This is a genomic window from Chitinophaga sp. CF418, from assembly GCF_900142925.1.
GTDB lineage: Bacteria > Bacteroidota > Bacteroidia > Chitinophagales > Chitinophagaceae > Chitinophaga.
The window spans coordinates 56,282-73,065 of sequence record NZ_FRCN01000019.1 but is presented as its reverse complement, the minus strand read 5'-3'; the positions used below and the strand labels follow the sequence as shown (position 1 = coordinate 73,065).

Genomic DNA, 16,784 nt, shown 5'->3' with positions numbered 1-16,784 from the left:
CAATGATCCCCTCAATACGTACCACATACAATCATCAGTTCACACAACGCCAGTACCTGAAGTTCCTTTCAGGTATTGCAGCGGAGGCAGGAGAAGCACCCGCCTTTAAAGTGGCTGAGACACCTGTATTCATTCCTGCGCAACTGACAGCCAGAATACAGCAAGCCTGTGATGAAATTGTTGCTGTCATCCTCCATCCGGATTTCAAACAGCAAACGAGGGATGCCATTCCCCCTGAACTGAAAGTACCACATGAAAATGACCATCCCCACTTCATGGTCATTGATTTTGCCGTATGCCGTGATGAAGAGGGCAACCTGACACCCAAACTGATAGAGCTCCAGGGATTTCCCTCTTTATATGCCTTCCAGGAACTGATGGCGCGTCAGTTCAGGACACACTTTACCATTCCTGATACACTCTGCAATTTCTTCAACGGCCTGAATGCAAGGTCCTATTTTGAATTGCTGAAAGAGGTTATTATCGGACCCTGTGAGCCGGAAGAAGTAGTGCTCCTGGAGGTGAAACCACGGGAACAAAAAACAAGGATAGACTTCTATTATACCGAACATAAGCTGGGTATCAAAACTGTCTGTGTCACAGAACTGATCCAGGAGGGTAAGAAACTATACTATGAGCTGGATGGTAAACGTATACAGATCAAACGTATCTATAACCGCATCATATTTGACGACTTGCGCCGGCATCAGGAATTACTGGGTAAACATGTACATCTCTTCCAGGATCTGGAGGTAGAATGGATCACACATCCTAACTGGTTCTACCGCATCAGTAAATATATATTGCCATTCATTCACAGTGAATATGCCCCTAAAAGCTGGTTCCTGCATGAACTGCCTGTCATACCTACCGACCTGGAAAACTATGTACTCAAGCCGCTTTTCTCTTTTGCAGGACAAGGCGTGCTGATAGATGTAACACAGGAAGACCTGGATAAGATCTCCGACCCGGAGAACTGGATCCTGCAACATAAAGTGCAATATGCTCCCGCCGTGGAAACACCGGAAGGCCCTGCCTATTGTGAGATACGCATGATGTACATATGGCCGGACAGCAGTCCTGCACCTTTACTTGTGCATAATCTTGCCAGGATCAGCAAGAGCAAAATGATCGGTGTATCACAAGGTAAGCCACAGAACTGGACTGGCGGAAGCTGCGCCTTCTTTGAACAGGCCCTGTAATGTTCCGGCAGCTATATCTTCACTGATATTGAACTTAGCTTTTACAGCCGCTGTTTATCTTTCAGCAGCTGTGCCTTCAGCTGCCCGTAATTAATATCCTGCACAGCTTTCTTTGCATCAATCGCCTGAATGGCAGCTGTGGCAGCGCTCTGGCCCAATATCATGAACACCGGCTCCATCCTGATACTGCCATAGGCAATATGCGTACAGGACACACATACTGGTACCAGCAGGTTCTCACATTCCCCTTTCTTCGGTACAATAGCTCCATAACTGATACGGTAAGGCTCAGGTACATGTATGCCGACATCTCCTTCATTCTGTACAGTGCCATCTTCCTGTACATATCGTTGTGTGTTATGCGAATCCAGTGTATAAGAGCCCATACCAACAGGATTAGCGGCCTGTTTCTTACCCAGCACTTCATGTTCTGTCATTGTTTCCATACCTGCCATACGACGGGCTTCCCGGATATATAACTGGTGCGGCCAGTTGCCGTTATCTTTGAATTCATCCCCTGACAATCCCCATTTATTCATATGTGTACGGATATCATCCGGTACCCGTGGATCAGTAGCCATAAAGTATAACAGCCCTTTCTGATAAGTGGCATGTGCTGCAATGATCTCTTTTCTCTTTTCATAAGATGCATCCGGGTAATCATAGTTCATACCGATATAATCGGTGCTGAATGGCCCGTGGTTATTAACGTCTGTCTTATGGTTAGGAATAGGATCGTATTTATTGAACGCTTCTTCCCAGCCGTTCTTAAACACTCTCACCAGCAATTCATACTGTGTGGAATCATATCCTTCCGGACGTACAAAGGGAATACGGTTAGCAGGAAGATCGGTCAGGCACATACGGAAGCAATAGGCCTGTATCCGCTTGTCGCCACTGCCCTTTTCTCCCGGCGGCTGTGATGAAATAAGTGGCAATAAACCACTGTTAGCATCCCCCGGCACCTTATACGCGCTAACAGGTTTCTTAAAATAATGACCATGGTGAAACACGCCTGTCTGCACACCATTCCAGGTTTCATTATACTCGCTGTTAGCTTCTCTTCCTACACGGTAGGATACTTTGGCAGCTGCCATCAGATCGCCTTCATAGGTAGCATCAATGAACATCTTACCGCGGAATGTTTTACCGCTCAGTGTTTTGATGGCAATGATCTTTTGTCCTTTTTTAGTTACTCCTTTATCACGGTCCAGCCATTCGTCCCGGTATATCTTGATGTTGTTCTCTTTGACAAAATCTTCAAACACCTGCTCGGCCACATGTGGTTCGAAGATCCACATGGTACGTTCGGATCCGTCCATCGCAGGCGTGCCCTGTCCTTTGTTGCCGTATTCGGATTGTGGCTGCCAGTTCCATGCGGAAGGCTGTTGATAATGCAGGTATACACGGTGATAGAATTCACGTGCAAGGCCACCGATGACTGATTTATTCCCTGTATCGGTAAAGCCCAGTCCTCCGGAAGATAAACCGCCCAGGTGTTTATCCGGCGATACTATCACGACTGATCTGTTCATCTTCTTCACCTGTACTGCTGCTGTAATGGCGGCGGAAGTACCACCATAGATCACGACGTCGGCCTCCACCGGCGTCTGTGCCCGGGCCTGCATAAGGTATAACAAACAAAAGAATAATACTGTAACTAGATGCTTCATAACTGTGGGTTTAAATCTGTTTTATGGAACCAGTAACTTTTTAAGATATGCCGGATAACTATGCCCTTCAGTACCACCGTCACCGTGGGTGATGCTGTCTCCGAAGCATACTATTCTTTTATGCGGTAGTTGCCGCTGGATGATACAATCATACACCACCACGCCCATCAGGCGGTAGCCTTCCGGTGTGGGATGAACACCATCTGTTTTTCCGCTGTTCAGTTCATTCTGGATGAGACTGTCCTTTTCTTTGCCAATATTGCCTGCACGTTCAAATACATGTCCCATGTCAAGCAAGGTCTGACCGGTGTCCGCAGCTATTTTAGCGATCACCTCATTTACAGCGTTCCTCCTTGCCACATACCCTTCCGGATCATAAAACGCCTTCGGATGGCGGGTATACAGATAAGGCTCATAAGCAGGCAGGATGGTCATCAGTAATACTTTACTACCGGTCTTAGTGATCATCTCCACCATATCACGCATGTTCTTTTCATAGTCTTTCAGCGGCACATGTTTCATACTGTTCATATCATTGGTGCCGGCCATGAGTACAGTAAGGTCCGGGTGGTGGGACAGGCAATCCTTGTCTATCCTTGCCAGCATCTCTACTGTATTGTTTCCGCCGATGCCGGAATTGATCACCAATGAGGGTTCAGCATTTCCCGCGGACTGCGATGCAGCCTGCGGAGGAAGGGAAGCAAGTGCATATTTCCCCGGAAGTGAAAAAGAAGTGGCGAGTAATCCTGCCTGTAAAAATGTTCGTCTTTGCATATAATCGTGTTTCTGCTCAGTAAGTAAACCCGGACATCCCGGTCCGGAATGCTGTTAGAACCATGCGTAACAGTCTCCCGTTACACGGCTCCGGTTATCCTGTCATAAACCCGGCGTTAAATACGCTCAATAATCCGGGTTTTGTTTCAGCCTGGTATTTACATCGATCTCTGTCTGGGGGATCGGGTACAAATAATGTCTTTCACTCACAACGATGGATGGGTTCTGTGCTTTCATGGCGCTGATCAGCCGTTTGGTGCGCACCAGGTCATACCAGCGGTGCCCTTCAAAGGCCAGCTCCAGTCTTCTTTCCAGTAGCACACTATCTCGGAACTGCGCCTGTCCTAATGTAGATTCCAGCGCTGGAATACCGGCGCGCCTGCGAAGGCGGTTGACGGCATTAAAAGCATCAGGATTACCGCCAGCCTGTTCGTTCAGTGCTTCCGCGTACATCAGTAAAACATCTGCATAACGGATAACCGGAAAATTGTTACTTCCTTCTCCATTGGCAGTCGCGGCAGGATCCCGGTACTTATATACGTATGCCGGGAACGTGATGCTGGCAGGAGCCGGAGGCGTAGAAGTAGCAGCGTACAACCTGATAGTCACATCACGACGTTTATCTGTAGCACGGTAGGTATCATATAGGTTCTTTGTGACCGGATCATCTCCAAAGCCCGCGATACCATTCACCTTATCAAAGTTAGGCCGCATATATCCCTGCATATAACTTCCTTCTCCCAGACCACCACCCAGTGCCTGCACTTCAAATACGGCCTCTTTTCCATTCTTATTTGCGATCAGGAATGCATCTTCAAATTTATCCCAGATATCATATACGCCGAGGTCCATCACTTCCTTACACTTTGCTGATGCGTTGGGCCAGTCTTCACGGGTCAAGTACACCTTGGCCAGGAAAGCGATGGCAGCTCCTCTCGTGGCCCGGCCCAGGTTGGCGCCGGTATAAGAAACAGGCAGTACTGTCGCTGCTTCAGCAAAGTCTTTTATCACCTGCTGGTATACTTCATCTGCTGTGGCCCTCGCTACATCCAGGTTATCAAGGGAAGTAGTTTCCTGCAGGATCATGGGCACTCCACCAAACATGCGCACTAATGTAAAATAATAAAACCCTCTTAAAAACTTAGCCTCCGCCAGGTACTGACTTTTCAGGGCAGTATCCATATTGATGCCCGGTACACGCGCCAGCACAGCATTTGCCTTGTTGATACCTGAGTATGCAGCAGTCCATATTGATTGAAAAGTAGTGGTGGCCGGTGTAAAGGAATACTTATCTACATCATTCTTGGCCTGGTTGGCAGTAGAGCGGCCTCCGCCCCATTCTGCGTCATCCGTAGCCTGGTCCTGCAATACCCACATGGCCTGGTCATACATATTCTGACCTTTCATCGGGTCATAGGCAGCGCTGACAGCAGCTTTGGCATCGTCGGCATTCTTATAGAAATTGTCCGGCGTGAAACTGGATTCCAGTTGCTGGTCCAGCAGGTTACAGGACATTTGTGTACAGATCAGTAGAAAAAATAGCTTTTTCATATACGTGCTGTTAAATACTTACAAGGTGATATTTAATCCGAAGAGCAATGTTTTGGCGGTAGGATAACTGGCATAGTCAAATCCCTGGCTGCGGCTATCCTGTCCGAAGCGATTCACTTCCGGATCGTACCCACTGTACTTTGTCCAGGTGATAAGGTTCTGTGCAGTAACATACAGGCGTACGGAGTGGATCTTTGCCGCCTTCAGCCAGGCATCGGGCAGGTTATAGCCCAGCCGGACATTCTTTAGGCGCAGGTAAGAACCATCTTCGATCTGCCGGGTAGAGATGCGGTTAGCCGGCCTGGTAGTAGCTGCACGGGGAATGTCGGTATTGGTATGTGTGGGTGTCCACCTGTCCAGCATATCCCTGTCCTGGTTCGTAGTACCGTTCAGGTATTCCAGTTCAAAGCGGTTTGCATTCAAAATCTTGTTGCCGTATACTCCCTGCAGGAAAATGGTGAGGTCAATACCTTTGTAAGAGAAGGTATTGCTGATACCACCGCTGAATTTCGGTTGTGCGCTGCCAATGATCTTCCTGTCCTTATCGTCGATCTTCTTGTCGCCGTTGAGGTCCATATACTTCCTGTCGCCTATCTTCTTTGCGCTGGCATCCGCCAGTCCCGCCAGTTCTGCTTCTGACTGGTACAGGCCATTGGTCACGTAACCGTAGAAGGTACCCAGGGGCTCTCCTACACGGATGATACCGGAATTCACGTTCTGTGCGATATTAGCTACCTGGCCGGCAAAGATCTGCGGTGTCTTCCCTATGTTCAGCACTTTATTACGATTGGCTACATAGTTGATGTCTGTCGTCCATCTGAAGGCACCGTCTATATTGACAGTAGACAGGCTCAGTTCAATGCCCTTGTTCTGTACCTTACCAAGGTTCCTGATGGCGCTGGAATAACCGGAAGAACCGGGGATCGTTACATTGAGCAACAGGTCGCTCGTCTTTTTCAAATAGGCATCTGCGGTGATCACAACACGGTTGTTGAACAGCCCCAGATCAATACCGGCATCCGCCTGTGCCGTTTTCTCCCATGACAGGTCAGGGTTGGCGATCTGACTGGGCCCCAGGCCTGTGGAGATGTTGTTGCCCAGTACATAATTCTGTGTGCCCAGTAAAGAGTAAGCAGGGTAATTACCGATACCATCCTGGTTTCCTGTAGTACCGTAGGTGGCACGCAGTTTCAGATCGCTGATGGTCCTGTTATTTCTCAGGAAAGGTTCTTCCGATGCCTTCCATGCCACCGCACCTGAAGGGAAGAAACCAAAGCGGTTATTGACGCCAAAACGGGAAGAACCATCTGCACGAAAGGAGACTGTCAGCAGGTATTTATCGCGATAACCATAATTGATCCTTCCCAGGTAGGACACCAATCCCCAGCCACCAACACCTGAACCCGGGGTAATGGCCACAGCGCCGGTGCCCAGATTGCCTGTACCAAGAATATCATTCACGAAACTTCGGGAAGATGCATAGTCGTTCTCTGTATGGTTTTCCTGTTGTGTATATCCTATCAGTGCGGAAAAGCTATGCACCTTATTGAAAATACGGGAGTAGGTAAGCAGGTTTTCATTCAACCAGGTAACAGACTGTTCGTTGTAAATAGATCCTACACCGCCCTGTGCAAGGCCGCTGGCCACACTTCTGGGCAGGTAGCTGTCCTGTTTCTGCAGGATGCCGTCAATGCCAAACAACACCTTTAATGTCAGTCCCTCTATGATCTGGTATTCGCCGAAAATGTTCCCGAAAAAGCGGTAGGCGGTGTTCTTGTTCTTACTGTCGAATGCCAGGGCTACAGGATTATCGGCCGTAAAATTGAGTGCAGGATCCGTCATCAGGTAAGAGCCGTCTGTATTACGCACCTTCAGCAAGGGAGGGAACTGTAATGCAGCCATGGTGACCAGTCCGCCGCTACCCAGGGCGCCGTCTGTGCGGGATTGGTTAGTAGCAGTACGATTGATGGTGAGACTGTTCCCTACCTTGATCTTATTGCTGATCTTCCTGTCCAGGTTGACACGGAAAGAATACCTGTTGAAATCAGAATGCTCCACGATCCCTTTCTGTGTAAAATAACCGGCAGATACAGCAAACTGTGTTTTCTCATCACCACCACTCATAGACAGCTGGTAATTGGAGATAGGCGCCCTGCGGAAGATCTCATCCTGCCAGTCGGTGCCTTCGCCGAAAGCGTCCACCTGCTGGGGTGTATAAACAGGCGGCAGACCATCGTTGGTATTGGCTTCATTTACAAAAGCAGCATATTCTTTTGCGTTCAGCACCGGGTATTTGCGACGTACATTCTGCGTACCGTAGTAGGTATCAAAACTGATGATCGTTTTTCCTGCCTTGCCCCGCTTGGTGGTGATGATCACTACACCGTTGGAGCCACGGGAACCATAGATAGCGGTGGAAGAAGCATCTTTCAGGATGGTCATAGACTCAATATCTCCCGGGTTCAGGGTACTGAGCACATTAAAGCTGGAGCCGCTTTCAGCGCCGCCATTCTTGAAGGGCACACCGTCTATTACATATAGTGGTTCATTATCGCCCTGGATAGAGTTACCACCACGGATGCGGATAGTGGTAGAGCCTCCGGGTGAACCGGAGTTCTGTGTTACCTGTACGCCCGCCACACGTCCCTGTATGGCCTGGTCCAGTGATGTCACTGCTACTTTTTTGATCTCTCCCACCGGTACGGTAGCAACAGCGCCGGTCAGGTCGCTCTTCTTTACCTGTCCATATCCCACCACCACTACTTCACTCAGCGCTTCTGTTCCGCTTTCCAGTGTTACTGTCAGCGGGCCTGTAACGCCTGTTACCAGTACTTCTCTTGCCTTCAGTCCGAGGGCAGATATGAGCAAGACAGCATTATCAGGAACATTTCGCAAAGTGAATACACCATTCTCATTGGCCGTTGTACCGCGTTTGGTCCCTTTGATCAGGACAGTGGCGCCAGGCTGTGGTTCTCCCTTGGTGTTCACGACCCTACCCTGTATGCTGGTATCAGCCGGAGGAGACGCGTCATCAATAGTTGGAGACTGAAGGTTCTTTTTTCTGCTGATGACGATGGTATTGCCCTGTATCGCATACTGTAACTGCTGACCTTTCAGGACAGTGTTCAGTACAGCTTCCAGGGATGTTTTATTAAATGAAACAGTGACTGGTCTGACGTCAGCAATGTCTTCATTGCGATAAAAAAATACATATCCTGTTTGTTCTTTAATAACGGAAAAGATCTTTTTCAGCGGAACATCTTTCCCTGTATAGGTGATCTGCGTGGATGTGTCGGCGGCATGCACTTTCAGACATAGCAATGCCAGTAGAAGTAGTAAGGTCTGCTTCATAACATGGAAGTTTTTATATAACGGGACTATAAAAGAATGCTAATTACTCAGGGCAGTATAACAATGTGTCTGCCTTCTTCTATTTTAAAATTTACGTTAGTCTGTTCCAATATTTTTAATGCTTCAGCAAGTGTCAGGCCCCTCCCCATTTCGCCGGAGAATGTGCCTTTAGGTATACCTGAAGGATAAGATACCGTTACATCATACCAGCGTTCCAGCTGTCGCATGACGGCAGCAATATCAGCATCCCTGAAGGAGAAATAACCGTTCTTCCAGGCAATGACCTCATCGGTATTTACTACGTTCACTCCAATACCGGCATCGGTATTCACGACAGCCTGCTGCCCTGGTTGCAACAGCCTGCTTTCTTTCTCTGACGCTACTTTCACTGCGCCACTGATCAATGTGGTATGGGTATTCTTTTCATCTTTATAGGCCATGATATCGAAGCTGGTGCCCAGCACCTGTACTTCGAAGTCTCCTGCTTTTACTTTAAACGGTTTATGGGCATCTTTCACAGTTTCGAAATAGGCTTCACCTTCCAGTTCCACCAGGCGTTCACTACCGGCAAATGCAACCGGATATTTCAGGCGGGAAGCGGCATTCAGCCATACTTTCGTACCATCCGGCAGCACCACCTGGTATTGCCCTCCTTTGGGCGTAGCCAGTATATTATAGCTCAGTTTTGCGGCTGCAGGCTGGCCACTATACAACAGCTGTCCGTTGTTGCGCTGCACGATGGTATTGCCTTGTCTGATGGTTTGATGACCAGTGCTGTCCAGCGGTACTGTCGTGCCATCTTCCAGGATTAAAGTAGCCTTATTACTGCCGGGCAGGATCACAGCCGGTGTGGCTGATTCATTTTGGGCCAGTGGAGGCGTTTGCGATGTTCTATGCGACCAGTAGAAGTAACTGCCGATACCGGCAGCCAATACAACGATGGCAGCTACCCGCCAGTAAGGGAAGCGGAAGCGCACTATCCTGGCCGGAGTGACAGGCGTTCTGTCCACATCCAGTACGCGGGATAATACCGGTTCAAGGCTTTCATCAAAAGCGTCCTGTTCTTCCACTTCGGTCAAGTGGCTGGCAGCAGTAACAAATGTCTCCCTGTTGGCCGGATCTTTCAGAAAATCGTCCAGTTCAGCCTTTTCAGCTGCTGAGAGGTTTCCTTCCAGAAAACCGCTGATCAGATAGTGAATACGTTGTTGGTCCATTTGTCTGGCGGAGTACCCGGTGTGTCGCCAAAGTATCTTCCAGATATATAGACTACAGAAAAAGTGTGGGTGTACCTATCGGGGGAAAAAATTTTTATTACAGTTTGCCTGCCTGTTTTAACTGTTCCCTGATAAACTGCAGGGCGGCGCTAATGGTATTCCGGACATAGCTGGGGGAAAGCTGGAGGGTATTGGCTATTTCGGTGGCATTCAGCCCTTCCTGGCGACTCATTTCATAGATCTGCCGGCGTTGGGTGGGCAGGGCGCTTACAGCGGTGGCAATGATGCGCTGGGTTTCGCGGTAAGAGAGTCCGGCTTCGGTTTCATTGACAGTGGTCAGGCCGGCGCTCCTGATATCTGCCAGTCTTTGCTGCAGTAGTGCCTGACGGTTCAACCAGGTAAAACATTCGTTCAGGGCCATTCTTTTCAGGTAAGCCTTCAGCTGCTCAACGGCAGGCAGTTTATCCCGGTGCAGCCATAATTTGATAAAGAACTCCTGCAGTACTTCATGGACGGCATCCTCCTGTTTTACGACCTTTCTGACTACATTACTTATCCCAGGGGAAATAGCTTTAAAGAACTGCGCGAACGCACGCTCATCGCCATCAGCAATACGGGTCAGCATAGCTTTCTCTGTATATAGATCATCGTGCATTTCAGGCAATGGGGAATGCTATTAAAAACGCCTTCCAAGCAGTATGATAATGGAGACATCATACACGCCGGAAGGCATTATTAAGAATGATATATTGATTAATTACCTGCCAATCTGCTCCTGCCAGGCCAGCATACCGCCGGTCAGGTTCTTTACGTTCTGGAAACCCATCGTTTCCAGGATCATAGCAGCCTGTCCGCTACGGCCACCACTGCGGCAGTATACGATCACTTCCTGATCTTTCAGGTCTTCCAGTTCATCCACCTGCATTGCACGGATCTCACCCAGTGGCACCAGGATGCCTCCGATATTGAATTCCGCATGCTCATGAGGCTCCCGTACATCCACGATGTTGAGATCTTCTCCGCTGTCAATGCGTTTTTTCAGTTCCGTTACGCTTATATTTTCCATGACTGTTAATTTTACGTGTTTGTGTATCTACGGCAAATTACAGTATTGCCGGGTTTTGGTGATGATTATTCTGGTTGTTCCGCCGGAGGAGCAGGCGCTGCACCACTATCCTTTGTCGGACGGCTGGCCGACAGCCAGAGATCGATGGTCTCTCCTGCCCTTACCATGTTCAGTTCATTCAGGCTGTTACGGCGCATCGGTGTCTGTTTGATCACAAAGGCATTGGCGGTGTCTGTCACGGACGGATCGATAATGACAGTACCCAGGCCCAGGTTGCTGGCGCTCAGTGTTTCCTTTGCTTCCAGGAAAGTAAGCCCAACCAGGTCTGGCGCAGGGTTTTCGGTATTGCCGGTGCCACTGCTCAGTACCAGGGTGATGTTGCTACCCTCTGGGATGTCCCTGCCTGGTTTTACGGTTTTACCGTTCAGCAATTGCTGTAATACGGTGTTGGTAGCAAAGTCCGGTTTATAGATGGTATCTCCCACGTTCAACCTGAGACTGTGCAGGGTCATTTCCGCGCTGCGGAAGGTCAGCCCTGTCAGGTCCGGCATTTGCACCATAGGAGGTATTACTTTATTGATAGTCAGGTAGATAGTACGTCCTACCTTTACAATTGAACCCTTGGCAGGCGTCTGTTCCCATACAGCGAGGCCGGGCAGACTGTCCACGTAAATAGAGTCCCTTACGTCTACGCTAAATCCTTCTTTTTCAAGGATCATGGTAGCTTCCTGTATATTTTTCTTGTAAACGTCGGGAACGGTCAGGGTGTCCCCATGTTTTGTGATAACTCCCAGCAGTAAAAAGAAAAGCAGCCCCAGAACGGCGAAAATCCCTACAACAACCAGCAGGTTAAAGCCGAAAGAGCGATTCGTTATTTTATTGAACACAGATTATATTTTAACGTTAAGGATGAACTCGGATCTGTTTACTTCCTCAGGCACTCTTCAATTAATGTGCCGTAAAACTCCTGCAGGGTTTTACCGGCAGCTCTTACCTGCTGAGGTACAAGGCTGTTTTCTGATTGTCCCGGCATTGTATTGACTTCCAGGAAGAACAGGCGGCTGTTCGCTTCTTCCCAGATGAAATCCATTCTCACTATTCCCCGGCAATTCAGCTTGTCATACAATTTCCTCGCCGTTGCCTGTATCAGGTTGGTGACTTCAGAAGGAGCTTCTGCCGGTGTCACCTCCCTTGTTACGCCCGGGGTGTATTTAGCCTCATAATCAAAGAATTCCTTGCTGCTGATGATCTCAGTCACCGGCAATACAGTCAATTCTCCATTGGCTTTATATAAACCGCAGGTGATCTCCCTGCCTTTGATAAATTCTTCTATCAGGACCTGTGCATCCTCTTTAAAGGCCTTTTCAATAGCCGGCACCAGCTCTTCGGCAGTATTTACCTTGGACATACCGATGCTGCTACCCCCTTCCGCCGGTTTTACGAACACCGGCAATTTCAGTTCACGGAGTATATCTTTGGTATCGAAAGGCTGATCGCGGAAAATATGTACTGATTTTGAAACGTTTACAATACCTAAAGAAGCTACTACTTTATTACAATAGCTTTTGTTGAAAGTGAGTGCAGAGGTTACCATCCCACAGCTGGTGAAAGGAATATCCAGCATTTCAAAATAACCCTGTAAACGACCATCTTCCCCTGGGGTGCCATGTATACCGATAAATACTGCGTCGAATTTTATCTTATTACCATTGATATTCAATGTAAAATCGTTCCTATCCACTGCTACCGCCTGGCCATCAGCCCCAATGTAATTCCAACCATCACGGGTAACAGAGATCTTATATACGTTATACTTGCTGCTGTCAATATTCTTCTCGATCACTGCGGCACTCTGTACTGAAATCACATATTCACCGGAGTATCCGCCGGCAACCAGGGCGATGTTCTTTTTCATATATAATTTAATAATAAGCGGATAAAGTTAATAGAAAAATGGTGGATGTAAACTTTTTTTACTGCAAAAGAAAAGGGAAGAAAGTTTACGTTCTTTCTTCCCTTTAGGCTCCGGTATGCGTTCCGATGGTGATCGGTGACCAGTTACCGGTGTAGTTCCTTATGCTTCCTTTATAATGATATTAGATGTGTAATCTTTCTTTCTTAGCGAGCAGTTCTTCCACTGTTTCCTGGTACATTTCATCAGGAACACAGCAGTCAACCGGACAAACTGCCGCACACTGTGGCTCTTCATGGAAGCCCTGGCATTCTGTACACTTGTTAGGAACAATATAGTAACTGTCTACACTAATTGGCGCATTACGCTGATCACCATCCATGGTGGTTCCATCCATCAGTACGTATGGACCTTTAATGGTAGTACCATCTGCCATTGCCCATTCAACACCACCCTCATAAATAGCGTTATTTGGACACTCAGGTTCACAAGCACCACAATTAATACATTCGTCTGTTATCTTTATTGCCATAGTATAAACTTTTTGTTTAAGTAGTAAGCCATTAATTTTGCAGACAAAAATATAATATCTAGGTTTAAAAAGTTAATTATTTATATAGATTCATGAGCAGTTCAGCAAAAGTAGCAGCCCTTGTACGTTTAGGCCAGTACCTGTCAGGCAATGATTCAGACCTTCAGATATTGAAGGAGAGAGCCTTTCAGGCCAACGGATGGTTCACTCCCGAGTTTATTGATCTTTCCCTGAAGAACATTTGCCGTTATTACCTGGACGAATCCCGTTTAAACGAGTGGCTGACTGGTTATTCTGCTCCTGTATCCTCCCCCCTTCAGGTAGGTATCGTTGCTGCGGGCAACATTCCCCTGGTAGGCTTCCATGACTGGCTCTGCGGCTTCCTCAGTGGTCATCAGGTACGTCTGAAGCTCTCCTCCAAAGATACGATACTTATGCAGCATGTCATTGACAAAGTCAAGGAATGGTACCCTGCTTACGAAGAGCAGACCCAGGTGCAGGATATGCTGAAGAATTGCGGCGCCTATATTGCTACCGGCAGCAACAACTCCGCCCGTTATTTTGAATATTATTTTGCTAAATATCCCCATATCATCCGCAGGAACAGGACTTCCGTGGCCATCCTGGATGGAACGGAAACACCTGCCGAACTGGATGCCCTGGCAGATGATGTAATGCTTTACTTTGGCCTGGGTTGCAGAAATGTGACCAAGATCTTCGTTCCGGAAAACTACAATTTCGAAGCCCTGCTTAAGGGCCTCCGGAAGTATGCCCGTCTGGCAGACCATCATAAATACAAGAACAACTACGATTATAACCTGGCGCTGGTGCTGCTGGGCAAGGCCGTGCACATTGCAGCCGACAATATCATTTTGCAGGAATCATCTTCTGTTTTTTCTCCTATCAGCGTCCTGCACTACAGCTACTATACCGATGCCGCCTCACTTGGCGAAGAGCTGAAGGTGAATAATGATCTTCAGTGCATTGTAGGCCATGGCTTCACGCCCTTTGGAATGGCGCAGCAACCCAGCCTGTCAGACTATGCGGATGGTGTTGACACAATGCAGTTCCTGACAGGATTATAAAGGCTGTAACAATGTCTGTCCAGGTACGCAAATGGCTACAATCTTGTCATGAAAAACAACAATCTGTCAGTCCCGGCGTTAAGATCATATTAACTATTCATATAAAAATGTGTTAAAGTAACAGGAGTGGTTCATGTTCAGTGGCGTGCCCCCTTAAATTTGTATCGCAAGGCATGCAAATTGATATTCATTCCTTATAAAATTTAAACTTTAAACAACGAAACATATGAAATTCCGGCAAATTGCGGCAACTGTACTAATCAGCGCGGCAACTGCTGTTGCCAGCATCTACGCGTACAACAGATATCAACCCCGGCAGGCAGGCCCCTATCAAAATGGATCAGAAAACATTCCGGTAAATTACGCCAGCTACATGCCCGGCGCCGAAGTAAAGAATGCAACGCCTCCTACTGACTTTAGCCAGGCTGCTAAAATAGCGGTACCTGGAGTGGTACATATCAAAACAAAGATCAATCCCCGTCAGGTGACCAACAACCTCCAGAGAAGGAGAAGTGTTTTACAGGACCTTTTCGGCGATGACTTTTTCGGTGATGAATTCCAGGGCGAAGGCGGCGGACGTAAATACTACGTTCCAGGCCAGATGGCTTCCGGTTCAGGGGTGCTGATCTCTGACGACGGTTATATCATTACCAACAACCACGTAGTGGACGATGCGGATGAAATAGCCGTAACGCTCAACAACTACAAAACATACAAGGCGAAAGTAGTCGGTACCGACCCGAATACTGACCTGGCAGTGATCAAGATTGACGCAAAAAATCTTCCTTACCTGCTGTATGGCAACTCCGACGATGTGGAAATAGGACAATGGGTACTGGCTGTTGGTTATCCATTAAACCTGGAAACCACTGTAACTGCGGGTATCGTAAGTGCGAAAGCACGTACTATCGGTATCAATAAACAGGTAAGAAGAAATGCGATAGAATCATTCATCCAGACAGATGCTGCGGTGAACCAGGGTAACAGTGGTGGCGCATTGATCAACACTGCCGGTGAACTGATCGGCATCAACTCAGCCATCGCCTCTCCTACTGGCGCATATGCTGGTTATTCCTACGCTATCCCGGTAAACCTGGTGAAGAAAGTGGTGAATGACCTGATGAAATATGGTAACGTACAGCGTGCATACCTGGGTATCTATTACCAGGACCCGAATAGTATTCCGGAGGAAAGATGGGCTGAAGCAGGCATCAGAAGGGATATCGTCGGCGTAACCGTAACAGGTGTACAAGAAACCGGTTCTGCTGCTGCTGCCGGCATCAAAAAAGGCGACGTGATCACTGGTATCAATGGCGTAGAAACTCCTTCTATTCCTCAGATGACAGAACAGATTGCCCGTTACAAACCAGGTGACAAGATCAGCATCGCCTACACGCGTGATGATAAACAATATACTACCAGCACCATACTCAAAAATGCTGACGGCAATACCGACATTATCAAGACCAGCGTACTTGATGCATTAGGAGCTGACCTGGTAACGCTCGACAAGGCCGACGCTTCCAAACTGGGTATACGTGGCGGGGTGTATGTAGATAATATCAGCGGTGGTGCGTTAAAGAAACAGACCAATATGAAACGGTCTTTCATTATTCTGAAAGCTGGTGGGCAGCCGGTGAGTTCAGTAGAAGAGCTGAGGAAGGTGTTGGAGAAACAAAAGAAAGTGCAGGTGGAGGGGGTGTATCCTGAGCTGAACGGTGTGTACTACTATAACATCGACCTTGCTAATGGAGCAGAATTCTAACGATTTCATATAGGTTTATAGGTTAAGGAGAGAAGGTCCCGGGGAGATTCCGGGACTTTCTTTTTTTATGCGGGTTGTATTTTGTTGGGTATTAATCCCGCCGCGGTTGCCGCCATTGGCGGGCTGAATGCAGCGAATGCTTATTGGGCTGACAGTGATTATTGCGTTGACCTTCTTGCTCACGGTGCAGGCTGGGATCACTGGCTGTAGTTCTTTGAAGTTCCTTAACATTGGGCTTGGGAAGACGAATTGGCTTTGGAAATGCTATTGAACCCCTGGTGGGGCGTATCAGCGTACTTCAAATAACTAAGGCCAGTGATTCCCACCTGCCCGCTCGCTGCGTACGGCCTCCAAAATAATAGTCGGAGGCTTATATAGTAAGACGTCTATGTGGAGGAGTCAGGCGGAGCTACGCACTCCGTCAGGAGTGCCGTGTTTGTAGCCCGGGGTTTCAACCCCGGGGATACCGAACGGGCGTACACCCGGAAACGAAACGGATTTCAACCCCAGGGATACCGAACGAGCGTACACCCCGGAACGAAACGGATTTCAACCCCGGGATTCCGAACGGACGTACACCCGGAAACGAAACGGATTTCAACCCCGGGATTCCGAATGGGCGTACACCCCGGAACGAAACGGGTTTCAACCCCGGGGAT

Annotated in this window: 13 protein-coding genes; 3 read left to right on the top strand and 10 right to left on the bottom strand. The window is 48.1% G+C overall.

Annotated elements, in window-relative coordinates:
• Nucleotides 1-2: 2 nt before the first annotated feature.
• Complete coding sequence (locus tag F3I09_RS31700; RefSeq protein WP_149699071.1) at nucleotides 3-1,202, top strand: hypothetical protein; 1,200 nt, start codon at nucleotides 3-5, stop codon at nucleotides 1,200-1,202.
• 41 nt (nucleotides 1,203-1,243) lie between these two features.
• On the opposite strand, the gene F3I09_RS31695 is transcribed toward F3I09_RS31700, so the two are convergent.
• The 10 genes from F3I09_RS31695 to F3I09_RS31650 form a co-directional block, all read right to left on the bottom strand.
• Entirely contained in the window at nucleotides 1,244-2,875 is a 1,632-nt protein-coding gene (locus F3I09_RS31695) for an FAD-dependent oxidoreductase (RefSeq protein ID WP_149699070.1), read from the bottom strand.
• 21 nt (nucleotides 2,876-2,896) lie between these two features.
• The gene (locus tag F3I09_RS31690) at nucleotides 2,897-3,649 is read right to left on the bottom strand and encodes an SGNH/GDSL hydrolase family protein (RefSeq protein ID WP_149699069.1); all 753 of its coding nucleotides are present in this window, start codon (nucleotides 3,647-3,649) and stop codon (nucleotides 2,897-2,899) included.
• Nucleotides 3,650-3,775: 126 nt separating this feature from the next.
• Nucleotides 3,776-5,200 carry a RagB/SusD family nutrient uptake outer membrane protein gene (locus F3I09_RS31685; protein WP_149699068.1) on the bottom strand — a complete coding sequence of 475 codons (1,425 nt, stop codon included), beginning with the start codon at nucleotides 5,198-5,200 and terminating at the stop codon, nucleotides 3,776-3,778.
• Nucleotides 5,201-5,218: 18 nt separating this feature from the next.
• Nucleotides 5,219-8,551, bottom strand: a complete 3,333-nt coding sequence (locus F3I09_RS31680) for a TonB-dependent receptor (protein ID WP_149699067.1) — start codon at nucleotides 8,549-8,551, stop codon at nucleotides 5,219-5,221.
• A 47-nt stretch (nucleotides 8,552-8,598) separates the two neighbouring features.
• On the bottom strand, nucleotides 8,599-9,765 hold the full coding sequence (locus F3I09_RS31675; RefSeq protein ID WP_149699066.1) for a FecR family protein: 1,167 nt from the start codon (nucleotides 9,763-9,765) through the stop codon (nucleotides 8,599-8,601).
• Between the two features lie 97 nt (nucleotides 9,766-9,862).
• The gene (locus F3I09_RS31670) at nucleotides 9,863-10,420 is read right to left on the bottom strand and encodes an RNA polymerase sigma factor (protein ID WP_149699065.1); all 558 of its coding nucleotides are present in this window, start codon (nucleotides 10,418-10,420) and stop codon (nucleotides 9,863-9,865) included.
• Between the two features lie 102 nt (nucleotides 10,421-10,522).
• Entirely contained in the window at nucleotides 10,523-10,831 is a 309-nt protein-coding gene (locus tag F3I09_RS31665) for a rhodanese-like domain-containing protein (protein WP_149699064.1), read from the bottom strand.
• Between the two features lie 65 nt (nucleotides 10,832-10,896).
• Nucleotides 10,897-11,718, bottom strand: a complete 822-nt coding sequence (locus tag F3I09_RS31660; RefSeq protein WP_149699063.1) for a PASTA domain-containing protein — start codon at nucleotides 11,716-11,718, stop codon at nucleotides 10,897-10,899.
• 38 nt (nucleotides 11,719-11,756) lie between these two features.
• The gene (locus F3I09_RS31655; protein ID WP_149699062.1) at nucleotides 11,757-12,746 is read right to left on the bottom strand and encodes a D-alanine--D-alanine ligase; all 990 of its coding nucleotides are present in this window, start codon (nucleotides 12,744-12,746) and stop codon (nucleotides 11,757-11,759) included.
• Nucleotides 12,747-12,927: 181 nt separating this feature from the next.
• A complete protein-coding gene (locus tag F3I09_RS31650; protein WP_149699061.1) occupies nucleotides 12,928-13,275 on the bottom strand; it encodes a 4Fe-4S dicluster domain-containing protein in 348 nt (115 codons plus the stop codon).
• A gap of 92 nt (nucleotides 13,276-13,367) precedes the next feature.
• On the opposite strand from F3I09_RS31650, the gene F3I09_RS31645 reads away from it, so the two are divergent.
• Nucleotides 13,368-14,360 carry an acyl-CoA reductase gene (locus F3I09_RS31645; protein ID WP_149699060.1) on the top strand — a complete coding sequence of 331 codons (993 nt, stop codon included), beginning with the start codon at nucleotides 13,368-13,370 and terminating at the stop codon, nucleotides 14,358-14,360.
• Nucleotides 14,361-14,586: 226 nt separating this feature from the next.
• Nucleotides 14,587-16,125, top strand: a complete 1,539-nt coding sequence (locus F3I09_RS31640) for a trypsin-like peptidase domain-containing protein (protein ID WP_149699059.1) — start codon at nucleotides 14,587-14,589, stop codon at nucleotides 16,123-16,125.
• Nucleotides 16,126-16,784 lie beyond the last annotated feature (659 nt).